22 protein-coding genes are annotated in these 22,461 nt (G+C 71.8%); 11 read left to right on the forward strand and 11 right to left on the reverse strand.

Features of this window, described 5'->3' with window-relative positions:
- Positions 1-17 precede the first annotated feature (17 nt).
- On the reverse strand, positions 18-614 hold the full coding sequence (locus ABZ794_RS23050) for a helix-turn-helix domain-containing protein (RefSeq protein ID WP_357517461.1): 597 nt from the start codon (positions 612-614) through the stop codon (positions 18-20).
- Positions 615-690: 76 nt separating this feature from the next.
- Between ABZ794_RS23050 and ABZ794_RS23055 the strand changes: the two genes are divergently transcribed.
- From ABZ794_RS23055 to ABZ794_RS23065, 3 genes are all read left to right on the forward strand, one after another.
- Positions 691-2,265, forward strand: coding sequence for a bifunctional NAD(P)/FAD-dependent oxidoreductase/class I SAM-dependent methyltransferase (locus ABZ794_RS23055; RefSeq protein WP_357517463.1), 1,575 nt, complete (start codon positions 691-693; stop codon positions 2,263-2,265).
- A 247-nt stretch (positions 2,266-2,512) separates the two neighbouring features.
- On the forward strand, positions 2,513-4,225 hold the full coding sequence (locus ABZ794_RS23060; protein WP_357517464.1) for a hypothetical protein: 1,713 nt from the start codon (positions 2,513-2,515) through the stop codon (positions 4,223-4,225).
- A gap of 240 nt (positions 4,226-4,465) precedes the next feature.
- Complete coding sequence (locus ABZ794_RS23065; RefSeq protein ID WP_357517466.1) at positions 4,466-5,860, forward strand: FAD-dependent oxidoreductase; 1,395 nt, start codon at positions 4,466-4,468, stop codon at positions 5,858-5,860.
- 35 nt (positions 5,861-5,895) lie between these two features.
- Here the strand turns inward: ABZ794_RS23065 and ABZ794_RS23070 are convergent, their stop codons facing one another.
- The 3 genes from ABZ794_RS23070 to ABZ794_RS23080 are packed head-to-tail and all read right to left on the reverse strand — an operon-like array spanning position 5,896 to position 8,522.
- The gene (locus ABZ794_RS23070; RefSeq protein WP_357517468.1) at positions 5,896-6,663 is read right to left on the reverse strand and encodes a nucleotidyltransferase domain-containing protein; all 768 of its coding nucleotides are present in this window, start codon (positions 6,661-6,663) and stop codon (positions 5,896-5,898) included.
- 36 nt (positions 6,664-6,699) lie between these two features.
- Positions 6,700-8,040 carry a hypothetical protein gene (locus ABZ794_RS23075; RefSeq protein ID WP_357517470.1) on the reverse strand — a complete coding sequence of 447 codons (1,341 nt, stop codon included), beginning with the start codon at positions 8,038-8,040 and terminating at the stop codon, positions 6,700-6,702.
- A gap of 5 nt (positions 8,041-8,045) precedes the next feature.
- Positions 8,046-8,522, reverse strand: coding sequence for a hypothetical protein (locus tag ABZ794_RS23080; RefSeq protein WP_357517472.1), 477 nt, complete (start codon positions 8,520-8,522; stop codon positions 8,046-8,048).
- Between the two features lie 104 nt (positions 8,523-8,626).
- Between ABZ794_RS23080 and ABZ794_RS23085 the strand changes: the two genes are divergently transcribed.
- Together ABZ794_RS23085 and ABZ794_RS23090 are read left to right on the forward strand one after the other, a co-directional pair.
- On the forward strand, positions 8,627-9,493 hold the full coding sequence (locus tag ABZ794_RS23085) for a copper resistance protein CopC (RefSeq protein WP_357517474.1): 867 nt from the start codon (positions 8,627-8,629) through the stop codon (positions 9,491-9,493).
- A 248-nt stretch (positions 9,494-9,741) separates the two neighbouring features.
- Positions 9,742-12,147: a ricin-type beta-trefoil lectin domain protein gene (locus ABZ794_RS23090; RefSeq protein WP_357517476.1), complete on the forward strand. Its 2,406-nt coding sequence runs from the start codon at positions 9,742-9,744 to the stop codon at positions 12,145-12,147.
- Positions 12,148-12,217: 70 nt separating this feature from the next.
- Here ABZ794_RS23090 and ABZ794_RS23095 read toward each other — a convergent pair whose 3' ends face one another.
- Entirely contained in the window at positions 12,218-12,604 is a 387-nt protein-coding gene (locus tag ABZ794_RS23095) for a DUF2267 domain-containing protein (protein ID WP_196923406.1), read from the reverse strand.
- Positions 12,605-12,784: 180 nt separating this feature from the next.
- Here ABZ794_RS23095 and ABZ794_RS23100 point away from each other — a divergent pair, with 180 nt between their 5' ends.
- From ABZ794_RS23100 to ABZ794_RS23110, 3 genes are all read left to right on the forward strand, one after another.
- Positions 12,785-13,117, forward strand: coding sequence for a nuclear transport factor 2 family protein (locus ABZ794_RS23100; RefSeq protein WP_210786179.1), 333 nt, complete (start codon positions 12,785-12,787; stop codon positions 13,115-13,117).
- Positions 13,118-13,167: 50 nt separating this feature from the next.
- The gene (locus ABZ794_RS23105; RefSeq protein WP_357517479.1) at positions 13,168-13,767 is read left to right on the forward strand and encodes an ATP-binding protein; all 600 of its coding nucleotides are present in this window, start codon (positions 13,168-13,170) and stop codon (positions 13,765-13,767) included.
- 105 nt (positions 13,768-13,872) lie between these two features.
- Positions 13,873-14,250: a nuclear transport factor 2 family protein gene (locus ABZ794_RS23110; protein ID WP_210786178.1), complete on the forward strand. Its 378-nt coding sequence runs from the start codon at positions 13,873-13,875 to the stop codon at positions 14,248-14,250.
- Between the two features lies 1 nt (position 14,251).
- On the opposite strand, the gene ABZ794_RS23115 is transcribed toward ABZ794_RS23110, so the two are convergent.
- The 4 genes from ABZ794_RS23115 to ABZ794_RS23130 all read right to left on the reverse strand — a co-directional run bounded on the left by ABZ794_RS23115 (position 14,252) and on the right by ABZ794_RS23130 (position 16,933).
- Positions 14,252-14,779, reverse strand: coding sequence for a hypothetical protein (locus tag ABZ794_RS23115; protein ID WP_357517482.1), 528 nt, complete (start codon positions 14,777-14,779; stop codon positions 14,252-14,254).
- A 110-nt stretch (positions 14,780-14,889) separates the two neighbouring features.
- Entirely contained in the window at positions 14,890-15,648 is a 759-nt protein-coding gene (locus tag ABZ794_RS23120; RefSeq protein WP_357517594.1) for a nucleotidyltransferase domain-containing protein, read from the reverse strand.
- Between the two features lie 20 nt (positions 15,649-15,668).
- Entirely contained in the window at positions 15,669-16,367 is a 699-nt protein-coding gene (locus tag ABZ794_RS23125) for a nucleotidyltransferase domain-containing protein (protein ID WP_357517484.1), read from the reverse strand.
- Between the two features lie 95 nt (positions 16,368-16,462).
- Positions 16,463-16,933, reverse strand: coding sequence for a molybdenum cofactor biosysynthesis protein (locus ABZ794_RS23130; protein WP_357517486.1), 471 nt, complete (start codon positions 16,931-16,933; stop codon positions 16,463-16,465).
- A gap of 102 nt (positions 16,934-17,035) precedes the next feature.
- Here ABZ794_RS23130 and trpB point away from each other — a divergent pair, with 102 nt between their 5' ends.
- The 3 genes from trpB to ABZ794_RS23145 are packed head-to-tail and all read left to right on the forward strand — an operon-like array spanning position 17,036 to position 19,724.
- Complete coding sequence (gene trpB, locus ABZ794_RS23135; protein ID WP_357517487.1) at positions 17,036-18,217, forward strand: tryptophan synthase subunit beta; 1,182 nt, start codon at positions 17,036-17,038, stop codon at positions 18,215-18,217.
- The gene (gene trpA, locus ABZ794_RS23140; protein ID WP_357517489.1) at positions 18,214-18,936 is read left to right on the forward strand and encodes a tryptophan synthase subunit alpha; all 723 of its coding nucleotides are present in this window, start codon (positions 18,214-18,216) and stop codon (positions 18,934-18,936) included. Before trpB ends, trpA begins: the two co-directional genes overlap by 4 nt.
- A gap of 56 nt (positions 18,937-18,992) precedes the next feature.
- Positions 18,993-19,724, forward strand: a complete 732-nt coding sequence (locus tag ABZ794_RS23145) for a GntR family transcriptional regulator (protein WP_357517491.1) — start codon at positions 18,993-18,995, stop codon at positions 19,722-19,724.
- A gap of 97 nt (positions 19,725-19,821) precedes the next feature.
- Here the strand turns inward: ABZ794_RS23145 and ABZ794_RS23150 are convergent, their stop codons facing one another.
- Together ABZ794_RS23150 and ABZ794_RS23155 are read right to left on the reverse strand one after the other, a co-directional pair.
- A complete protein-coding gene (locus tag ABZ794_RS23150; protein WP_357517493.1) occupies positions 19,822-21,924 on the reverse strand; it encodes a PQQ-dependent sugar dehydrogenase in 2,103 nt (700 codons plus the stop codon).
- 37 nt (positions 21,925-21,961) lie between these two features.
- On the reverse strand, positions 21,962-22,186 hold the full coding sequence (locus ABZ794_RS23155) for a hypothetical protein (RefSeq protein ID WP_357517495.1): 225 nt from the start codon (positions 22,184-22,186) through the stop codon (positions 21,962-21,964).
- Positions 22,187-22,461: the final 275 nt, after the last annotated feature.

A 22,461-nucleotide genomic window follows, 5' to 3' on the forward strand; every position in this document is an offset into this window, starting at 1 on the left:
CCGAAGATTCGTGTGGATCACAGCTGCTTGTCGGGCGTGGCCGGGCGGGCCCGGACGTGCAACCGCTCCCCCTGCGGCCCGAAGAGACTGAGGGCTTCGGCGGTGCCCGGGCCAGGGTTGAAGAAAAGGTGCGGGATGCGGGTGTCGAACTCGGCCACCTCCCCCGGGGTCAGCGTCAGATCACGGTCACCGAGCAGCAGGCGTAGCCGCCCGGAGAGCACGTAGAGCCACTCGTACCCCTCGTGGGCCTGCGGGATTCGGCCCCCGGCGGACGGGTCCGGCGGGAAGATCTGCTTGAACGCCTGGACACCGCCCGGTCGGCGGGTCAGCGGCAGGTACGTCACGCCGTGGATGACGATCGGTTTGGGGCGTACCCGGGGGTCGCCGGTGGCGGGGGCGTCGACCAGTTCGTCCAGCGCCACCTGGTAGGCCCTCGCCAGCGGGAGCAGTAACTCCAGCGTGGGGCGACGGCTACCGGACTCCAGCCGGGACAGGGTGCTCACCGAGATGCCGGTCAGGTCGGCGAGCTGGGTCAGCGTGGTCCCGCGTTGGTGACGCAGGGCACGCAGCCGGGGGCCGACGGCCGCCAGCGCGGCGCTGTCCTCGTTTGCCATAACGGCAAGGATAGTTGCCACCTTGCCGACGGCGACGGATGGTGGGCGCATCCGACGAAGCAAGAGGGAGATACCGGTGGACGAGACATACGACGTGGTGGTGGTGGGTGCCGGCGCCGCAGGGCTCAGCGGAGCCCTGGCGCTGAGCCGGGCCCGACGGTCGGTGCTGGTGATCGACTCCGGTGAGCCGCGCAACGCGCCGGCCGATCGGGTGCACAACTACCTGGGCCGGGAGGGGACGCCGCCGGGCGAGCTGCTCGCGATCGGACGGGCCGAGGTGGCCGGGTACGGCGGGCAGTTCCGCACCGGACGCGTGCAGGCGGCGACCCGGGACGACGACGGGTTCCGGCTGGGCCTGGACGGCGGGGAGGCGGTGCGGGCCCGCCGGCTGCTGGTGACCACGGGACTGACCGACGAACTGCCCGACGTGCCCGGCCTGGCCCAGCGGTGGGGTCGCGACGTGCTGCACTGCCCGTACTGCCACGGCTGGGAGGTTCAGGACCGCCGGATCGGCGTTCTGGCGACCAGCCCGCTGAGCGTGCACCAGGCCGAGATGTGGCGACAGTGGAGCCCCAGCGTGCTGCTCCTCCTGCACGACTCCCCCGCACCCGACGCGGAGACCGCCGAGCGGCTCGCCGCCCGCAGCATCGCTGTGGTGCCCGGCCCGGTCGCCGCGGTGGAGGTGACCGACGACGCGCTCACCGGTGTACGGCTCGCCGACGGCCGGGTCGTGGCGCTCGACGCGATCGTGGTGGCGACGCGGCTGACCCCCCGCGCCGATGTGCTGGTGGGGTTGGGTCTGGCCCCGGAGGAAGTGACGATGGGTGAGCACGTCATCGGTGCCCAGATCCCGACCGACGCCACCGGCGCGACGACCGTCCCGGGTGTCTGGGTGGCGGGCAACGTGGCCGACATCCGCGGTCAGGTGATCACGTCCGCCGGGGCCGGCCTGACCGCGGCGGCGGCGATCAACGCCGATCTCATCGCCGAGGAGACCCGGCACGCGGTGGCCGCGTACCGGCAGTTGGTGGCGACGACGTTCGAGGAGCCGGCGTGGGAGGAGCGCTACCAGTCCCGCCCCTCGATCTGGAGTGGCCGGCCGAACCCGCAGCTGGTCGCCGAGGTCACCGACCTGGCCCCGGGGCGCGCCCTGGACGTGGGCAGCGGCGAGGGCGGCGACGCGGTGTGGTTGGCCGAGCGCGGCTGGCAGGTGACGGCGGTGGACATCTCCAGCACGGCGTTGAGCCGGGCCGCCGCGCACGCCGAGGCCGCCGGAGTGGGCGACCGGATCGAGTTCACCCACGCCGACCTACGGGACAAGCCGCCCACCGAGAAGGCGTACGACCTGGTGTCAGCGCAGTTCATGCACCTGCCACCGGCGGAGCGGCGGGAGTTGTTCGGCCGGCTGGCCGCGGCGGTGGCACCCGGCGGCGTCCTGCTGATCGTCGGGCACCACCCGTCGGATCTGTGGGGGTCGGCGCACCGGATGCACATGCCGGACGCGATGTACACCGCGCAGGACGTGGCAGCCGATCTGGAGCCGGCCCACTGGGAGGTGTTGGCGGCTGAGGAACGCTCCCGCCTCGCCACCAACCAGAACGGTGAGGACATCACCCACCACGACGCGGTCCTGGTCGCCCGCCGACGCTGACCTCGCGTCGAGGTGACCTGCGTCGATCATGGAGTGGTGCTGGATGACAAAGGTGGTGGAGCATCACCTTTCCGGCACCACGGGTCCATGATCGGCGCGGGATCGGGGGGACGCGGGACGCCAACGTGAGAGGTGGTGGGGCAGGACTTCGCATGAGGTCCGGTCGGCGGTAGCGTTGCGCCACACTGACGGCCCGTGGGGCAGGCGACCGCCGACCCTGACGCCCCGATCGTACGGAGGATGGTGCATGTCCATCGGCGCTGAGCCGCACGCAGCACGCGACGATGCGGCCTCCCGGCCGAGCTTCGAGCTCGCCCTGCGCGGATACGACAAACGCCAGGTGGACCGGCACCTGGAACAGCTCGACGGCCAGATAGCAATGCTGAGCGGAGAGCACGGGCGCTCCGCGGTCCGCGTCCGTGAACTGACCGCCGAGGTGCAGCGGCTGCGCGCCGAACTGGCCGAGCTTCAGGAGCAACCCGTGCAGGTGGACCGCGCTTCGTTCCACGATCTGGGCCCGATGGTCGGCGAGATCATGGCGCTCGCCGAGAAGCAGGCCGGCATCATCACCGAGTCGGCCACCGACCGGGCCAACGAGCTGCGCAGCGAGTCCGAACGGATCCTCGCCGACACCCGTGAGCGGGCCGCCCAGGCACGCCAGGATCTGGCCGAGGAACTGGCCGCCCGGCGGGCCGAGCAGGAGCAGGCGCACGAGGAACGGCGCACCCACGCCGAAGCTGAACTGACAGCGATCCGCGAGCACGCCGAGCAGTTGCGGGCCGACGGTGAGGCCGCGCACGAGCGCGCCCAGCACGAGGCCAAGCGGATCACCGAGCAGAGCGCGCAGCAGCTCAACCAGACCCGGGTCGCCGCCGACGCGCTGATGAAGTCGGCCCGTACCCAGATCCAGCAGGAACTCCAGTCGACCCGCTCCAAGCACCAGCAGGAAATGGCCCAGTGGCAGGCCAACGTGGAGCGAGAGGTCAACGAACGGCGCACCGCCGCCGAGCAGGACATCGCCGAACAGCAGGCCGCCGCCGAGCAGGAGCTGGCCGAGCAGCGCAGCGCGACCGAGCAGCAGATCGCCGCGCTGCTGGCCGAGGCGCAGCAGCACGTGACCGAGCTGCGCAACCGCGCCGACGAGCAGGCCGCCAGCCATCAGCAGCAGCTCGCCGCCCTGCAGAAGGAGCTCGAGGAGCGCCGGCAGGAGGCCGCCGAGCTGAACGCCGAGCTGGACACCGGCCGCCAGCAGCTCGCCGAGATCCGCCAGGAGGGCGAGACGCTGGAGAACGAGCTGTCCCGGATGCAGCAGCGACTCAGTGAGGTCCGTCGGGACCTGACCGCCGAAAGTGCCCGGTTGGACGAGGCCCGGCGGGCCGGGGACTCCGCCGAGCGGCACGCCAAGGAGGTCCGCGCCCGCGTGCAGCGGGAGGCGAAGCGGGTGGCCGACCTCGCCGCCGCCGCGGTCATGGCCGCGGCAGCCGGCGGTACGGAGACCGCTGAGTACCCGATGGTGGGTTCCCGCTCCAGCGCCGACCGGCCCGCCCCCGAGCGGGTAGGCGTCGAGCGGCTCACCGTCGACCGCGTCGGCGTCGACCGGTACTCCGCGGAGCGACCCACAGTGGACGACGCGGACGCCGACCGCGCCACTGCCGAGCGCGCCCCGCTCAACCCCGCACCTGCCGACCGGAGCCCGGTCCAGAGCGGCTACGCCGACCTGACCCCGGTAGGACAGGCCACTGGCGACCGGGCCCCGGCGGAGCAGGCGAATGACGAGCAGGCGGACGCACCGGCGGTGGCGGACGAGCCGACGACGTCCGAACCTACGGCTGCCCGGGAGGTTGGCGCCGACGACACCGAGCCGACCTTCCCTCGGCACATCGGCACGGACGCACCGACGCCCGTGCCGTTCCTGGCCTTCGGGCAGCCGGTCAGCGAGAACGGCGCCGCCCGGCACTAACCTCAGCCACCGTTGCACCCCACCCCACCCCACCCCCGCCGATCTTGCAGTTTCGGTCGCCGAGATGCGCGGAATGCCCCCTACGTCGGGACAGTTAGTGCAAGATCGCGGAACGGGGGCGGGCCCGGGCGGATTCTGCGCGGAACCGGGTCGCCGCGTCCGGTCGAGCTGGCAGGCTGGGCTGGCCGCCGCGCACCAGCGGTGGCCGCCGGCCTGGCCGGTGACCGAGAGGAGCGCCCGGTGACCGACCAACCGGAGGAGTTCGACCTGCTCGTCGTCGGTGGCGGCAAGGCCGGCAAGACGTTGAGCATGGACGTCGCCCGATCCGGTCAGCGGGTCGCCATGGTCGAGCGCGGCATGATCGGCGGCAGCTGCATCAACGTCGCGTGCATCCCGACGAAGGCACTGGTGACCAGCGCGCGGGCCGCCCGCCAGCTGCGGGACGCGTCGGCGCTCGGCCTGACGGTGGAGGGCGGCCGGGTCGACATCGACCTGTTGCGCGCGCACAAGCAGGACGTGGTCGAGGGGATGGTCGCCGCCAACCGGCAGCAGTTCCTCGACTCCGGCCTGCACCTGGTGATCGGCGAGGCCCGGTTCGTCGGCCCACGAACCGTACGGGTGGCACTCGCCGACGGCGGCGAGCGAGTGCTGCGCGGCAGCGACGTGGTGATCAACACGGGCACCCGCCCCCATCTGCCGTCGGTGCCCGGGATGGCCGAGGCCGGGGTGCTCACCAGCGACGAGTTGCTGCACCTGGATCGGCTGCCGGCCCGGCTGGTGGTGCTCGGCGGCGGCACCGTCGGGGTGGAGTTCGCGCAGATGTTCGCGTTGTTCGGCAGCGCGGTGACAGTGGTCGAGGGTGGTCCACGGCTGCTCACCCGCGAGGACCCCGACATCAGCGACGCGGTGATGCGCGTCTTCCTCGATGATGGCATCGACGTACGGGTGGGTGTGGCGGTCGCGCGGGTCGACCGGGAGGCCGACGGCTCGCTCCGGGTGACGCTGGACGACGGCAGCGTGGTGATCGGGGACGACGTGCTGGTGGCGGCCGGGCGGGAACCGGTCACCGACGGGCTCGGCCTGGACGTGGCCGGCGTACGGCTCAGCGACCGGGGCTTCGTGGAGGTCGACGAGCACCTGCGCACCAGCGCCGAGCGCACCTGGGCGGCCGGGGACGTCGCCGGCAGCCCGCAGTTCACCCACGTCTCGTTGGACGACTACCGGATCATCCGGGCGAACCTCGCGGGGGGCCAGCGCAGCACCGCCGACCGGCTGATCCCGTACACCGTCTTCACCACCCCGGAACTGGCACGGATCGGGCTGACCGAGACCGGGGCGCGCCGCGCCGGGTACGACATCCAGGTCGCCCACCTGCCGGTCGCCGCCATCCCCCGGGCGCGCACCCTGCGCCAGACCCAGGGCATGTGGAAGGCGGTCATCGACACCAGCACCGACCGGATCCTCGGTGCGGCGCTACTCGGCGCCGAGGCCGGTGAGGTGATCACCTCGGTGCAGCTGGCCATGCTCGCCGGAATGCCGTGGACCGCCCTGCGGGATGCGGTCATCACCCACCCGACCATGACCGAGGGTCTCAACCTGCTCTTCGCCTCGCTGGAGTCCAGCCCGGTCCGCTGAGCCCCGCGAGGCCCGCTCCCGCAGCGGCGAAACGGCTACCCGGCGATCTCGTCGCGTACCCGTTGTTGGAAGGCGCGGGCCTGTGCCCCGGTGGGCGGCGGCCCGCCGTGCCGTGCGGCGACCGCCTGAGGGATCACCTCGGCCCGGTCGCCGGCGTCGATCAGCCGCTGGCCGGCGGCCACCTTCGCCAACCAGACGCCGTCGCGGTGGCGTACCAGTGACCGGCAGGCGCCGAGTACGGCGTCCTCGGTGCCGGGCGCGGGTTGGTCGGCCGGCGGTGTGGGCAGGGCGAGCCACCAGGACAGCGCCTCGATGAGCAGCCGGCGCAGGTCGGCCGGGGCGAGGTCGGCGAAGGCCTCTCCGGCCGGCGGGCCGAGCAGTGGGAGTCCACTCTGGTGCAGGATGCTGCGATCGAGGCCGTACCAGAATCGGCCGTCGGTGACCGGGCGGTCGGCGGGGTCGAGGGTGCGCCGGAACGGCATGCCGGCCCCGGTGTTCAGTTCGACCTCGAAGCCGGGCTCCGGGGTGCCGGAGGCGGCCACCGCCCGGTCGTAGACGACCAGCTCCAGTCCGCGTGCGGGGCAGGGCAGCGCCTCGTGCCGCAGCCGGGCGACCAACGTCCGCTTGGCGGTGTCGGTGAGCGGCCCGGCGCTGAGCAGCGCCACGTCCACGTCGCTGCGGCCGGGTTGGTACGCCCCGAGCCCCACCGAGCCGGCCGCGTACGCGCCGACCAGGTCGGCGCCGAGCACGCCCCGGGCGGTGCTGACGAGGTCGTCGAGGTAACGCTGAAGATCGGAGTCCACGGGCCATCATGACGCACGGGTCGGAGCCCGCCGGGACTACCCCGCGTAGAGCAGCAGCAGACCGGCGACGGTGTAGGCGACCATCAGTGCCAGCAGGGGTAGTTGGCCGGCCACCGCCCGGGCCCGGGGGAACAGGTACAGGGCGCGGTCGTGGGCGAGCAGCGTGCCGAGCAGGTGCCCGAGGATGATGACGGTGATCTGGAGGGTCGCCACCCCGGAGGGCGTGATCAGCGCGGTCTGCGGCTCCCAGTCGCCGGTGCCGAGCCAGTTGGCGCCGGTGCCCAGGGGGTCGGAGAGCAGCGCGACGGTGCGCTGGCCCTCCAGGATCAGCAGCGAGTAGTAGTGCGCCACCACGTACCCCACCGCGATCGGCACGATGGAGTGGGCGATCTCGCCCGGCACCCCACGGGCCTCGGCCGCGTCGGCGCGACCGATGCGCGCCGCGGCGCCGGTGGCGGCGAGGTACGCGACCGCGACGGCGGCGATGACGAGGCTCAGACCGCCGCTGCCGGTGACGGCCGGGTGCAGGCCGTTCTCCTGGCCGAAGCGCAACCAGCCCGGCGCGTTGGAGAGGCTGTCGTACATGGTCGAGCCGAGCAGCACGATCACCACGGCGACCAGCCCGGGGCGGGGTCGCAGGCCGGCGATCCCGTCGAGCGGGTTGCGCCAGACCAGCACGCCGTCGGCGGCCCGGCCGAGCGGGGCGAGTTGACCGATCAGTGTGCTGTACGCCTCGAACGGGTCGGCGCTGTCGAACCAGCCGGCGCCGAACAGCACCGCGCCGGCCAGCAGGACCACCGCGTACCCGGCCAGCCAGGCGGTGATGACCGGCAGGGTGGCCCGGTCGGGGGCCACCAGTTCCAGCCAGACGAACCCGAACACTGTGGCGGCGGCCGGCCACCAGCCGACGCTGTCGGGCAGCTCACGGAGCCCACGGTTCGGGTCGCGCCGCGCCGCCAGCGCCGCGAGCAGGTGCACCGTGCGCAGCGGGTTGACCGCCCGCCAGATCGGGCCGAGCAGCAGCGACAGCGGGGCCAGCCCGACCCAGAGCAGCACGTAGAATGCGCCGGCGGTCGGGTTGTCAGCGGTGTCGGGGCCGCCCAGCAGACCGAGGCAGAACCAGGCGGCGGCGAGCAGGCCGAGCCCGCGCAGCGCCCACCGCAACGCGGGCGCGTCGACGAGTCGGGCGAGCCAGCGAGGCACCGGGCGACCGCCGGCGGCGTCCCGGTCGAGCCGGGGTTCGCGCCAGAGCAGGCCCAGCGCCACGAACGTGACGACGAGGGTCAGCGCGGCGGCGACGACGAGTTGCGGCAGCGTGATCGGCAGGTCCTGGCGGCCACCGACGCCATGTGCCAGCAGCGTGGGAACGGCCGTCATGTCGTTCAGCGGACGACGAGCTGGAAGAGCACCAGCTCGGAGTCGTGCGTCTCCACCTCGAACAGCCCGGTCTTGTCGGCGCGGAACTCCACCGAGCCGGGCGTGCCGGCCGGCAGCCGGGCGCCCAGGTCGTAGCCGTGCACGTGCAACTCGTCGGCCACGTCGGAGGTGACGGTGATCCGGACCAGCTGGCCCTTACTGACGGTGACCCGGCCGGTCGGCGGATCGACCCGCTTCTTGGCGATCGTGACGGTGATCTGTTGGTCCACCGCGACGGTGCTGGCGGAGGCGCTGGGCGTGCCGGTGGCCGTCGGGGTCGGCGCGGTGGGGGTGGCGCTCGACGGGGCGACGGACGTGGGCCCCGGCGAGGGGGTGGCCACCGAGGGGTCGTCGTCCTGCCCGCAACCGGCGAGAAGCAGGGCGCCGAGGGTGGCGGCGGCGAGGGTGGCGGCGGTCCGGGCGGCGGGGGTGCTGACGAACACGGGCGGACTCCGAATGACGCGAGGAGGACGGGTGTCGGGTTGATCGTCGGGGGAGGAGAACTCTACGTCTTGTTCGGTGTCGGGGAAATGACCATGATGAACGAATGCGATCGAAGCTGGTCACTGTGCGTAGGGTCCTGAGCCGTGTCGTGGCGGCGCTGGCGGCAACCCTTGTGGTGTCGTTGCTGCTGCCTGTCGCCCCGGCGTCCGCGCACGGCCAGCTGGCGACCTCCACCCCGCTGAAGGGCACTGTCGTACGCGAGCCGCTGACCCAGTTGGCGTTGTACTTCACCGAGAAGCCGGCTTCCAACGCGCACTTCGCCATCAGCGGTCCGGACGGGTCGCGGGTGGACAACGGTTGGTCCTACGGTGAGCCGAAGCGACTGGACAAGCCGGTCACCGAGTACTTCATTGTCAACGGTGTGTTCGAGCCACGGCTCTACCACACCGGCTTCCCGGCCATGGTTACCGTCGCGCACTGGCCGGCGAAGGGCCGCTACACCGCCAGCTACCTCTCGGTCGCCTCGGACGGCGAGGCGGTGCGGGGCGAGGTGACCTTCGACTACCAGGGCCCGGGCACGCCGGCCCCGGCCGGCTGGTCGGTGCCCACGGCGGGGCCGGATCCGGCGCTGCTCGCCCAGGCCGAGGGCGAGGGATCGACCAACCCGGGGGCCACCGGCAGCCCGGTCGCCCCTACCGGCGCTGCGGCGGACGACCCGGCCGGCGCCACGCCGGAGCAACGCGGGGACGGCTTTCCGGCCTGGTTGGTCCCGGCCCTGATCGTCGTCGTGGTCTCGGTGATCGTGCTGGTGGCCGCCCGTCGTCGGCCCGCGGCGCGCGGAGCCGCCACTGTGGATCGCCGACCCGTCGGCGGGGCGGGCCGGGGCGGAGCCGCAACCCGCACGTCTGCCAACCCGACCCGGAAGAGCGGCAATCGAGCCGGTGGTCCGGCGCGGCGTGGACGGCGTTAGACGGTCGCAATAGCCGGGCACTCTTCGCGTACCGTGGCGAACTTTCGCACGGACATAGGAAACTTTTGATGCATCGAAGCGAAGCCATGGACAGTCCAATCGAAACGCCTTAATGTTCCGAGCCATCCACCCGGTGTTTCCGCAACGTCACTCGTCGGCGTCGAGGACGTTACGGAGCCGGGCCGACGGCCATCCTCACCGCTGATCCACACCGGCCGTCGGACACTCCACTGCCTCCTGGAGGAACGATGGGCACACGCCTGCTACGCCGACTCCACCATCCCGTCCTGGGTGCGTTGGCACTCATCCTCGCCGCCGGTTTCTGGGCCGTCCCCGCCAACGCCGCTCCCGCACAGGAACCCGGTGTCACGCTGCGCGTCTTCGACGTGCAGGTGCCGCTGTCCGAGCTGTGCACGCTCAAGCCCGCCCAGACCCCGAACGTCGACAAGCTGATGTCCACCATCAACTGGACCTCGGCGGCCGACTTCGGCTTCGAGGACAACTTCGTCTCGCAGGTGCTCGGCAACATCACCACCACCCAGGCCGGCAGCCACACCTTCCGGCTCAGCAGCGACGACGGCTCCAAGCTGTCGATCGACAACGCCGTGGTGATCAACCATGACGGCCTGCACGGTGCGACCCCGCCGAAGGAGGGCACCGTCACCCTCACCGCCGGCCTTCACGCGCTGCGCATCGACCACTTCGAGCGTGGGGGCGGGCAGCAGATCACCCTCGAGTGGAAGACTCCCGGTTCGTCGACCTTCGTGGTCGTACCGAACTCGGCGCTGAGCACCGACGCCGGCGTGGTCCGGGTGACCGCACCCGGGCGCAAGGAGTGCGAGGGTGTCTCCGACACCCCCGGCGACGGCCTGCCGCTGACCGGCGTACACCCCGGCTACACAGTGACCAACCTGCGGCCCAGCGGCTTCCAGCCGAAGGTCACCGGCATGGACTGGCTGGCCGACGGCCGGCTGGTCGTCAGCACCTGGGGCGGCAGCGACCAGTCCGGCACCTCCCAGGACGGCGAGGTCTGGATCCTCGGCAACACCGGCGGGTCGACAACCCCGGGCAACGTGACCACCAAGAAGATCGCCGGCGGCCTCAAGGAACCGATGGGGCTCAAGGTCGTCGACGGGGTGGTCTACGTGACCGAGAAGCAGCGGTTGACCCGGCTGGTGAACACCGGCGGTGACGAGGTGGCCGAGCGCCTGGAGACCGTCGCCACCTGGCCGTACGGCGGCAACTTCCACGAGTTCGCGTTCGGCCTGCTCTACCAGGACGGGTTCTTCTATCTGAACCTGTCCGTGTCGATCAACTCCGGCGGCGCCACCACCAACCCGCAGCCCGCGACCAACCGGGGCACCACCCTCAAGGTCAACAAGGACACCGGCGCGGTCAGCTACGTCGCCGGTGGCCTGCGGACGCCACACGGCATCGGCTGGGGCCCGGAGGGCGGCATCTTCGTCACCGACAACCAGGGCGGCTGGCTGCCCTCGTCGAAGCTGGTGCACGTCAAGCAGGGCCGGTTCTTCAACCACTTCACGAACCCGGCGGGTCCGTTCGACACCGCTCCGGTCACGCAGCCGGTGCTGTGGATGCCGCAGAACGAGATCGCCAACTCGCCCAGCACGCCGCTCTACCTGACCAGCGGTCGCTACGCCGGCCAGTTCGTCATCGGTGACGTGACCTACGGCGGCCTGCAACGGGCGAATGTGGAGAAGGTAAACGGCGAGTACCAGGGTGCGCTGTTCCGGCTCACCCAGGGGCTGGAGGCGGGTGTCTCCGAGGTCAACGTCGGCCCGGACGGCGCGATCTACGTCGGTGGGCTCGGCGCGGGCGGCAACTGGGGGCAGACCGGCAAACTGTCGTACGGCCTGCAGAAGCTCACCCCGAACACCGCCACCACGTTCGAGATGCTCGCGATGCGCGCCACCACGACCGGCTTCGAGGTGGAGTACACCCAGCCGGTGTCGACGGCGACCGCCACCGACCTGGCCGCGCGCTACAAGCTCAAGCAGTGGCGGTACGTGGCGACGTCGAACTACGGCGGGCCGAAGATCGACGAGGAGACGCTGACCGTCACCTCGGCCACCCTCTCGGCGGACGGCAAGAAGGTCAGCCTCACGGTGCCCGGTCGCAAGGCCGGCCGCGTGGTGCACCTGCGCTCGCCGCGCCCGTTCACCTCCACCAGCGGCGAGTCCCTGTGGAGCACCGAGGCGTGGTACACGCTCAACTCGATCCCGGGCAGTCCCCCGCCGCCGACCGGCGGCACCATCACCGGCGTCGGTGGCAAGTGCCTGGACGTCGACAACGCTGGCACCGCCGACGGCACGAAGATCCAGCTCTGGACCTGCAACGGCACCACCGCGCAGTCGTGGACGAAGGTCGGCGACACCTACCGGGTGCTGGGCAAGTGTCTGGACGTGGACAACGGTGGCACCGCCAACGGCACGAAGGTTCAGCTCTGGACCTGCAACGGCACCGCCGCGCAGGTCTGGCAGCCGCAGGCCGACGGGTCGATCCGCAACCCGCAGTCCGGCAAGGTTCTGGAGGCCGCCGGCGGTAGCAGCGCCGACCGTACCCAGATCCAGCTCGGCACGTACGCGGGCGGCGCACATCAGAAGTGGGTGGTCAGTAGCGGGGTAACCGGCTGACCTCGGACGAAGGGACGCGGTCTGACCGGCGGGTCAGGCCGCGCCCCCACCCCGGGGCGCCGGCCGTGGGTCAGGGACCGTGCGGCAGCGGTTGCGCCAGCGCCCGCAGGTCCGCCGGGAGTTGGGCGAGGGCATCCTCGAACTCCCGGTGCCCGACCACGCGGTGCATCGTCTGGAGCACCGCGCGGGTGCCGCGCTCGGCGGCCGGACGGTCGATCCCGGCGCGGTCGGCCACCCGGCGCAGGAACTCGTCGTAGCCGAACGTTTCCGGCGGCTCGGCGGCCTTGACCAGCAGCGGGCTCAGCTCGTCGGCCAGGTGGGGGGCCAACGCGCCCGCCTCCCCGCCGCTGAGCCGCTCGGTGAGGGTCCGCAGGACCGCCTCGGTGAGCGGGCGCGCCTGCTCCGGCGGGAGACCCGCCCGTGCCGCAACCTTGTCGACGAACGCCAGCTCGGCCATGCCCCCGCCCTTCGCTTTCGGAAACGCGTGGCTACCCGGGCCCACCGGCAGCAAACCCGGCAACCGCAGCGGGATGGTTCTGCTGGTTGCTCCGCGCGGTGCCGTCGGCTTCTCGTACGGTGAGGTCGGACCGGGAACCCGACGGCTGCCCGACGGCGGCCCGTGCCGCAGGAGGAGCAGATGGCCCTCGACCTGCCCGACGTGATCGACCGGTACTTCCGGGCCGTCAACGACCGGGACCTGGACGCCTTCGTCGCCTGTTTCGCGGACACCGCGAGCGTCGCCGACGAGGACCGCCTGTACGACGGGCGGGCCTCGATCCGCGCCTGGCGACAGAAGACGATGGACGCCTACTCGTACACGGCGGAGCCGGTCCGGGTCACGGCGCAGGCCGGCGACTCGTACCTGGCCGTCACCCGGGTGTCCGGTGACTTCCCCGGCAGCCCGATCGAGCTGCGGTACCGGTTCACGCTGCGCGACGGGCTGATCGGCGCCCTGGACATCCGTCCCTGACGGCGAGTTCCACTGCCGAGGCCGCGAGCCTGGTCGGGACCCGCCCGCAGGTGATCAACCGCCGAACGGACGAGACAGTCAAGCGGGCGGTGGGTGACATGATGTGGCGACAACAGCTGTCGCTACGAGAAGGGTTCCGGCTGCCCGATGGCGCACTTCGAGGCTCGCACGACCACGACACCCGCGCGGAACGCGGTGCCGCTGGCCGGGCAGCCGCACCGGGCGGGCTGATGCGGGGCGAGCGACGGGAGACCGTGGCCGAGCAGAGTGTCTCCACCCACGCGGCGGACACCATGGCGTATCAGGTGGCGACCGACGTACGAGCGCTGCGCGCGTTCGTCAGCGCCGGGGCGCTGGCCCGTGGCCTGTCGGCCGAGCGGGTGGAGCTGTTGACGCTGGCGGTCAGCGAGCTGGCCACCAACACGTTGCAGCACACCACCGGCGGCGGCTGGGTACGGCTCTGGGCAGAGCCGGGTCAGCTGTTCTGCGACGTGGTCGACCAGGGGCCGACGCGGGCGTTCGGCCGGAGCATGCCGGCCGCCGACTCGGTACGGGGTCGCGGGCTGGCGATCGTGGAGCAGATCTGTGACGAGGTAGCGGTGCTCACCAGTCCCGGGGAGACCGTCGTACGGATTCGCCTGAGTCTGTGAACGTCGGCGGCGATCCCTACCCACCCGGGCCGGGTTGGCTGCCACAATGCGGACAGCCCGGGCCGACGGTGGCACCGGGTCGGACCAGAACGGGAGGACGCCACGATGCCGGACAGTGCACGCGAGGCTGAGCTGCTCGACGCCGAGCGCACCCTGCAGGCCGCCCAACGGGCCGGTGACGTCGCCGCCCTCGATCAGCTGCTGGTCGACCAGCTGATCGCCGTCGGACCAGACGGGCGTACCCATAGCAAGCAGGACGACCTGGCCTCCCACCGGGACCGCCGCTTGAGCGTCGAGGAGTTGGTGGAGGAGGAGCTGGACCTGCTCGTCGTCGGAGCGACGGGGGTGACGTTCTTCCTGGGCCGGGTGTCCGGCGTCTCCGAGGGGGTGCCGTTCGCTGCGCGGCTGCGCTACACCCGGACGTGGGTCCACGACGACCCGCACGGCTGGCGGGTCCTGGCCGCACACATCAGCCCGGTCTGACTCAACCGCCGTCCTCGTCGTCCTCGTCGAGCAGTCCCTGCTCGTCGAGGAACGCGAACCACCGGTCGTCGGCGGGGGTCAGGTCGGCGTAGCCCGGCCCCAGCAGGTAGTAGTCCACGAAGGATTCCACGTCGGGGGCGAGCTCCTCGAACGCGTCGGACATGAACCACTCGGTGCCGGTGGGTGGGAAGTACCAGATCGCTCCCGTGCCGCGATCCATGAAGATCGGCTCGTCGCTGCGGACGCCGACCACCAGCCAGCCCGCCCGGTCCTGCGGAATGGACGAGAAGTCCGGCGCGTAGTCCAGGTGGTACTGCATCCCCGCGAGGGTCGACGAGGACACCAGCTCGACCCGACCCGCCCGCAGCCCGTCGGCCACCAGCAGGAGGTCGCGCAGGCCGGCCGGGAGCCCCGCCGGTACGGCGTCGATGGCCGCCCCCTCGCCGAACTCGGCGTAGGCCAGGCTGTCCGGCACATCGGCCAGCTCAGCCCGCAGCTCCTCGATGAGCTGCCGCAGCTCGAGGTTCAACGCACCACCTCTGTTTCGGATGAGGTCCCGTCCGGCATCGCCCCCGGCTGCCCGGAGACCTGCGAGCCGCTGCGCGGTTTGGTTCTACCACGCACCGGCTCGCCGGGGCGTCACCTCGCCGAATCCGCCAGCCGGGCCGTCACCACCAGATCGTCGAGCTGCGCCGACCCGGCGGGTTGCTCCGGCAGTCGGCTGTCGTGCTGCGCCTCGTCGAGCCGCGACGCCAGCTCGGCGAGGTCCCGGCCGAGGACCGGGCCCGCGACCAGGCCGTCGAGCCCGCCGTGTTCGGCGGACCGCTTCGCCGCGATCAGCTCCGGAAGGTACGCCGGCGCGGCCTCGGCGACCAGCAGGCTCGGCAGGTGCGCCAGCATCCGACCGGTGCGCATCAGGTGGACGCCGGTGAGCAGCGCCCGGAAGGTGTAGAGCAGTGGTTTCAGCTCACCGGTCGTGTCGAACAGCCGCCGTTGGGTGGCGGCGAAGCCGCGGTAGTGGTGCGCGTGGTGCCGGGTCAGCACCAGCGGTGCCAGCTCGACCAACGCGGCGTGCACAGCGGTGGTGTGCACCACCAGGGGTGACAGCAGCTGTTCGAGCACGTAGCCGTTGCGCCGCAGCATCAGCCGGACGAACTTGCGCAGGTCGTGCGTGACCAGGTCCAGTTCCACGCCCTCGCGGTCGGTCATGACCGTGTGGGTCTCGGTCGGCTGCGCCAGCCCGATCAGATCCTCGACCGGAAGCAGGTGCGCGCCGCGCAGGTCGACGTCCGAGTCGGTGGACGGGAATCCGTACAGGTGGGCGCCGGAGACGGTGGCGAACACCAACGGGTACGCCTGCTCGGCGAGGATGCCCGTGAGGTCGACGCCGGCCGGCAGCCCCGCGGCCTCCCAGGCCGTCACGCCGAGCACCGCACGGAACGATCCCGGACGGAGATCAACCACTGTTCGACAATGACCTCGTCGGGCTTCTCGGGTAGCGGGCTGGTGTCCAGGCCCGCGGTCATCCGGCTCACCAGCCGGTCCCGCCAGGCGACGATCTCGGCCCAGGGCACCTCGCCGGCCTTGACCGCCAGCAGACGGTCCCGGTCGGCGCCCACGTCCAGCACCAGGCGGCCGGTGCGGACCAGGTCACTCCCGGCGGTCAGCAGTCGGATCAGGTGCATCACGTGCCGCCACGCCGGAACGCCGGTGCGGGCGATCCCCCGCTCGGCCTTGCCGAACTGGGCGGTGGCGTACCGCAGGTAGGTGTCGGCGACCCGCCGGGACAGGAAGGCCGGCGTGAGCGCCCGCAGTTCCGCACCCAGCGGGGTGCACGTCTCGACCAGCGGCGAGTGCAGCACCTCCAGGACCGTGGGATTCGCCGCCAACCCGAGCGTGCAGACGCGTTCCACTTCCCACCGCACCTGCTCGTCGAGCGGCCCGTCGTGATGGCGCGCGGGTTTTCGCAGCCCCCAGAACGCCGAGGCCGGCAGGGCGTACACCCCGCGTCGGTCGGTGTCCGAGGCCGCGCCGGACAGCCCGAACGCGCGGGAACCGACGACCACCTGCAGGATCGTGTGGTCGTCGACCAGCTGATCCGTCAGTGCGTGCTCCACTGCCGCCGCCTCCCCCGAGCGTTGCGCCGACCGCCGGTCGGCCGTTGTCCGGTTCACACCATGCCGGCCGGGAGGGTCGACGTCGAGCCCTTTCCTCAGTTCACTACGGCGTCGATCGCGCCGACGCGCAGGGTGCCGTCGTTGAGGGGCGTGCAGCGGATGCCGCCGGTGGTGCGCAGCGCCTTCCACGTGCCCGGGCCGACGGTGACGTCCATCCAGGCGCACGGCCGGGCCGCCCGGTTGACCCGCAGGCTGACCGGGCCGTCGCCGGAGTCCAGCACCAGCACCCTGCCGATCAGCTCGTCCACGGCGATCCCGGCGGTGAGGATGTTGCGCCGCACCTCGGCCAGGCCGATGCCGACCGGCAGCGACTCCTGGGCGATGACGGTGACGCTGGCGTCGCGGTGTGCCTGCTGGCCGAAGTACCGGTCGCCGACGATGCCGAGGCCGGCCCGGATCCGGACCACGTCGACCAGCTCGCCGGGCGGGGCCGGCGCCGGGCCGTCGGCGGGCCGGCCCAGGAAGCGGTGCACTGGCGAGGCCAGCAACTCGACGATCTCCGGCATGGCAGGAATTCTACGAACCGGACCGGGTCCTCCGGGGCAGGTCGACGGATGCTCGGTGGGGCGCCTGTTGCCAGGCGGGCCAGACTGTTCTATAACTGCTGTATGAGTTCTATAACAGTGCGGTCGGCAGTCGGTCCGGGGCGGTACGGGAGCTACGGCGGACGATACGTGCCGGAGTCCCTGATCCCCGCCTGCGAGGCGGTCGCCGATGCCTTCTCGCAGGCGTGGGCCGATCCCGGGTTCCGCGGCAGCCTCGCCGCGCTGCTGTCGGCGCACGTGGGACGGCCGACCCCGCTGACGCCGGCCGCGCGACTGTCGGCGGAACTCGGTGTGACGGTGCTGCTCAAGCGGGAGGATCTGACGCACACCGGATCACACAAGATCAACAATGTGCTGGGACAGGCGTTGCTGGCCCGGCGCATGGGGCGTACGCGCCTGATTGCCGAGACCGGGGCGGGCATGCACGGCGTCGCGACGGCGACGGCCGGTGCCCTGCTGGGCTTGCCGGTGAGAGTGTTCATGGGCGAACGCGACGTGGAACGCCAGGCGCACAACGTCTTCCGTATGCGGCTGCTGGGCGCCGAGGTCGTTCCGGTGACCACCGGTAGCCGGACGCTGAAGGACGCCACCAGCGAGGCCATGCGTCACTGGGTGACGGACGCCGACGAGGCGTACTACTGCGTGGGCTCCGTCATCGGTCCGCACCCCTATCCGATGATGGTCCGCGAGTTCCAGCGCGTCATCGGTGACGAGGCCCGGCGGCAGTGCGCGGCCGAGCTGCCCGCTGCCACCCCCGACTACGTGGTCGCCTGCGTCGGCGGCGGCAGCAACGCGGCGGGCACGTTCGCCGGGTTCGTCGAGACCTCGGCGAAGCTCGTCGGGGTGGAAGCCGAGGGCGGCTCCGGCGCGGCGAACGGGGAAATCGGTGTACTGCACGGCTTCCAGTCCCTGTTCCTCCAGGACGAACACGGGCAGATCAAGGAGGCGCACTCGATCGCGGCCGGGCTGGACTACCCCGGCGTCGGCCCCGAGCACGCGTACCTGCGCGATCTGGGGCGCGCCCGGTATGTCACCGCCTCCGACGGGGAGGCGATCGCGGCCGCAGTCCGGCTCGCGCGGGCGGAGGGCGTGCTGCCCGCCATCGAGTCGGCCCACGCACTCGCCTGGGTCGTACGCGCCGCCGGCACGCCCGAGCTGCCCAGAGGATCAACAGTGCTCGTCACCCTCTCGGGGCGCGGCGACAAGGACGTCACCACCCTGATCGCGGAGGCGGAGCTCGCATGAAGCTACTGATGCCCTACATCACGGGCGGGATCGTGCCGGGCTGGACGGCGTACCTGAGCGCCTTCGAGCACGCCGGAGCTGACTTGATCGAGGTCGGGCTGCCGTTCTCCGATCCCACCGTGGACGGTCCCACAATTCAGAAGTCCTCGGACGTGGCACTCGCCCGAGGCACGACGCCCGCCTCGGTCCTGGAAGACCTCGCCACAGCGCGGATAGGCGTCCCCCTCGTCGCCAGCACGTACGCCAACATCGCGCTACGGCCCGGGTTCGGCGACGCGCTGACGGCGGCCGGGGTGACCGGGCTGATCGTGCCCGACCTGCCCCTCGACGAGCTGGCTGGGCTGGACGTGCCGGGCGTCCAGGTGAGCCTGCTCGCCTCGCCCGCCACACCGGACGACCGGCTCGCCGAGATCGGCCGACGCAGTCAGAGTTTCGTGTACGCCATCTCGATCATGGGCACGACCGGCGAACGCGACCGGCTCGCACCGTCGGCCGCCACTCTGGCCGCCCGGCTCAAGCAGGTAACGGACCTACCCGTGCTGCTGGGCTTCGGCATCTCCACGCCGGAGCAGGCGGGCGAGGCGGCGTCGGTCGCCGACGGAGTCATCGTCGGCGCGGCCGTCATGCGGCGCATCCTCGACGGGGCGAGTCCCGCCGAGGTCGGCGCCTTCGTGGCGTCGCTGCGGGCCGCGCTGTCTCAGGTCGCCCCCGTGCGATGATCGACGGCGGCCGTCGATGACGGGAGCGGACAGTCGACGCATCGGGAGACAGAACAGTGGCACGCTATCGGGCCATCGCCGCCGACCTCGCCGCCAAGATCCGCGACGGTCACTACGTGCCGGGCGAGGCGTTGCCCGCGCAGCGCGAGCTGAGCACGGTGTACGGCGTCACTCTGATGACGCTGCGGCAGGCCCTGCGCGAACTGAGCGCCGAGGGGCTGATCGTCCAGCGGCCCGGCAAGGGCACCTTTGTGGCACCGTCTCATGCGGCGTACCAGCTGGGATCGTTGCGGAGCTTCGGCGACGACTTGCGCGAGCAGGGCCACGCGGTCCACACGACGGTGATCTCCCGCATGCAGCGCCGCGTGCCCTCGCGCGTCGCGGCCCGGCTGCGGGTCCGCGAGGCCGAGACGGGCCTGCGCCTGGAGCGGGTCCGCGCGTTCGCTGGCCGCCGCGCCATTCATCAGATTTCCTGGGTACGCGAGCCGCACGCGAACCGGTTGCACGACGTGGACTTCACCGCCACATCGTTGTACGCGGCCCTCGCCGACCTGGGGGTGGTGGTGGCCCGGGCGGCGGAGACGATCCGACCGGAGGTGCTGAACGCCGACGTGGCCCGGCATCTGGACGAGGCGGAGGGAGCGCCGGTGCTGGTCAGCGACCGAATCACGTACGCGCCGGACGGGACGGCCCTGGTGACGGACCGGGCGACGATGTTGGGAAGCATGATGCAGATAACCGCCGACCGGGCCGCCACTGGGCTGTCCCTCCATTACGGAGCGGTCTAGCCGGCCCTGGACGGCCTCGCCGTTGATCTCGCACGGCGCGACGGATGCTCGGTGGGGACGGCGGCGTGAGCCGTCGCCGTCCCCACCGTGACCCGGTTCAGGCCGGCGTGCCGGTGACGGTCAGGTTGCGCAGTCGGCCCACGTTGTCGAACGAGCCGAAGCCGACCCGGCCCGAGCCGAACGTGGTGTCCTTCGCGGTCAGCAGCGGGTCCCGGTGCCCGTCGACGTAGACGGCGATCTCACCGGTGGACGGCAGGTGCACCACCCGGACCCGGTGCCAGTCGGCGTCGGTGATCGCCGGGTTGGCGCCCCGGGAGCGGCCGTTCCACTGGTTGTCGATGCGTTCCCGGTCGGCGTTGTTCACTTTGAAGATGCCGTTGTGCGGATAGATCGTGTTGTCGGTGGAGAGGTGGGCGTAGTAGAACTCGGTGTCCGAGCGCCAGCCGAAGACGATGATCACGTCCCGGTTGGTGATTTCCACGGGGGTGTCGAGTCGTACCTGGGCGTCGACCCGCACCGCCGACCACGCCGGACCGTTGGTCAGCACGGCGTACTCGAAGGGCCGGCGCGGACCCGGCCGGCTCTCCCCGGCCTCGGCCAGGATGACCTGGTCGCCGGTGAACTGCCACTTCGCCGGCGTCACCGGCGCCCAGTTCGCGGCTCCCGTGGTACGACGGACTGTGACGTCCCCGACGTCACCGCTGGCGAACTCCTGGGTACCGGTCACCTTCCAGACCTTTCCGTTGGCCTTCGCGACGACGTAGAGCTCACCGGTGGCGTCGGTGCCGAAGCGCAGGTCCACCCGGTTGGGGTCACCGGGCGCGCCCGGTGCGGACAGGTCGCGCATCCGGACCGGGGTGCCCGCCGCGTCGAAGAGCGCGAGCTGGTGGATCGTGGCCAACCCTCGGCCCCGGCGCATCTCGTTGGCCTCGGTGTAGAGCACCCGGCCGTCGACCAGGTCGCCGAAGACGTACTTGCCGCGCAGCGCGGGCAGCGCCCGCCCCCGGTAGACGAAGCCGCCGGCCACCGCGACACCGACGTCGTCGGTGCAGTTCCAACCGGCGGCGGGGTCGTGGTCGTACGCGGCGACCGGGTAGGTGTAGCCGTACCTGTCGTCGTCGGCGGGCAGCGGGAGCAGCCGGTCGCAGGGGTTCGTGGCCGCCTTGTCGAAGACGAATGAACCCTCGCGCTCGCTCCAGCCGAAGTTGTCCCCGGCACGGACCTCGTAGATCGCCTCGACTGCGTGTTCACCGATGTGCCCGAGGTACATCCGGCCGGTCGCCCGGTCCCAGCTGAACCGGTGCGGGTCCCGGAAACCCACCGCGTAGAGCTCGCCGAGCGCGCCGGCCCGGCCGACGAACGGGTTTCCGGGCGGGATGCCGTAGCGCCCGTTCGCGGAGTTGGTGCCCCGGGGGTCGATCCGCAGCAGCTTGCCGTGCGGCAGGGCCAGGTTCTGCGGGTCGGTGTTGCGGGCACCCTGGCCACCGTCGCCGACGGCGAGGTACAGCAGGCCGTAGTCGCGGTCGTGGCGCTTGGCCGTGGGGTTGAAGTTGATCTCCTGGATGCCGTGCACCTGGCCGCCGAAGCCGATGCGCAGCACCTCCCGGTGCGTACCGGCGAAGGTCGGAGCCGCCGGATGCGTCGCCGTCCACTCGGTGATGACACCGTGGAAGAGCGTGTTGGGCTGGGCGTAGTCCGGGCTGACGGTCGTCGTCGAGGCCAACTCGGTGTGGATGGTGTAGAACCGGCCGTTCACCCCGAACTCCGGGTGGAACGCTACGTACCCGAAGCCCTGGCCGAGCCCGCGACCGGAGAAGAACCGCGGCGCGAACGTCGCGGCCACGTCCAGGTAGACGTGCGGCACCGCGCTCTCGACCAGGTAGAGGCTGCCGTTGAGGTCGGGCACCGCCCGCCGGCCGGAGCCGTCGGGCACCTCCATGATGGTGTTGATCCGCGCGGTACGCATGAGCCGCACGTCGGTCGGCGCCGGCGTGGGGTACGACTGCGGGAAGCTGGCGTACTCGCTGAGGACCAGCCCGAGTCGGGACTGGACCGGCATCTCGGGGATCGGGTCGTCGACCGCGTCGGCGGCTCGCGCGGGTGAGGCGACCAGTGTGGACAGGATCAGCACGAGGGCGGTGAGGCCGGCCCTCACTGTGGGCCGGCCGACGGTGCCGGCGCGGCGGTGCTGGGTGCGCACGCGTGTCTCCTTCTCGGTGGGACGGTGCCGAGGGTGGTCAGCGGGCAAGGTGGCGGTACTGCCTCCGTACGTCGTTCGCGAAGACCACACTGTCGAGGAACATCAGGCCGTCCATCCGGCAGTCGCACGGGTTGCGCTCAAGGGTGTCCTGGGGGAAGCTGCCGCCGATCTTGATGCCCCGGGGGTCGGACGCGGTGGTCACGTGCGGGCCCGGCCCGGACACCAGCCACGGGTCGTCGGTGCGGGTGTAGAAGCCGTCCACCGGTTCGCCGTTGCGGTAGAGGGCGAGCGCGCCGGGGGGTCTGCACCGCGTTGCGGCTGCCCCGGTAGGCGCGGTCCGGCACCCGCATGGCGGCACCGCCGTTGATCAGCTCGATCTCGGTGCCGGAACGCCCCTGGTCGCGTTCGAGGGCGGGGTCGCCGGGCACCGGGTGGTCGAAGTCGTACGCGGCGACCAGGTGCGCGCGCAGCTCCGGGTGGACGTCGGACGGGATGCTGCGATCCGCCTGCGCCGGTGGCGCGCCGGCGCCGGTCAGT

Origin of the sequence: Micromonospora sp. NPDC047187, assembly GCF_040643355.1 — a bacterium.
Lineage (GTDB): Bacteria > Actinomycetota > Actinomycetes > Mycobacteriales > Micromonosporaceae > Micromonospora > Micromonospora salmantinae.

Bases quoted from the DNA above. Each gene is read 5' to 3' on its own strand.
- ABZ794_RS23050 (WP_357517461.1), bottom strand. From the start codon at position 614: ATGGCAAACGAGGACAGCGCCGCGCTGGCGGCCGTCGGCCCCCGGCTG.
- ABZ794_RS23060 (WP_357517464.1), top strand. From the start codon at position 2,513: ATGTCCATCGGCGCTGAGCCGCACGCAGCACGCGACGATGCGGCCTCC.
- ABZ794_RS23075 (WP_357517470.1), bottom strand. From the start codon at position 8,040: ATGACGGCCGTTCCCACGCTGCTGGCACATGGCGTCGGTGGCCGCCAG.
- ABZ794_RS23085 (WP_357517474.1), top strand. From the start codon at position 8,627: ATGCGATCGAAGCTGGTCACTGTGCGTAGGGTCCTGAGCCGTGTCGTG.
- ABZ794_RS23090 (WP_357517476.1), top strand. From the start codon at position 9,742: ATGGGCACACGCCTGCTACGCCGACTCCACCATCCCGTCCTGGGTGCG.
- ABZ794_RS23095 (WP_196923406.1), bottom strand. From the start codon at position 12,604: ATGGCCGAGCTGGCGTTCGTCGACAAGGTTGCGGCACGGGCGGGTCTC.
- ABZ794_RS23100 (WP_210786179.1), top strand. From the start codon at position 12,785: ATGGCCCTCGACCTGCCCGACGTGATCGACCGGTACTTCCGGGCCGTC.
- ABZ794_RS23110 (WP_210786178.1), top strand. From the start codon at position 13,873: ATGCCGGACAGTGCACGCGAGGCTGAGCTGCTCGACGCCGAGCGCACC.
- ABZ794_RS23130 (WP_357517486.1), bottom strand. From the start codon at position 16,933: ATGCCGGAGATCGTCGAGTTGCTGGCCTCGCCAGTGCACCGCTTCCTG.
- trpB (WP_357517487.1), top strand. From the start codon at position 17,036: ATGAGTTCTATAACAGTGCGGTCGGCAGTCGGTCCGGGGCGGTACGGG.
- trpA (WP_357517489.1), top strand. From the start codon at position 18,214: ATGAAGCTACTGATGCCCTACATCACGGGCGGGATCGTGCCGGGCTGG.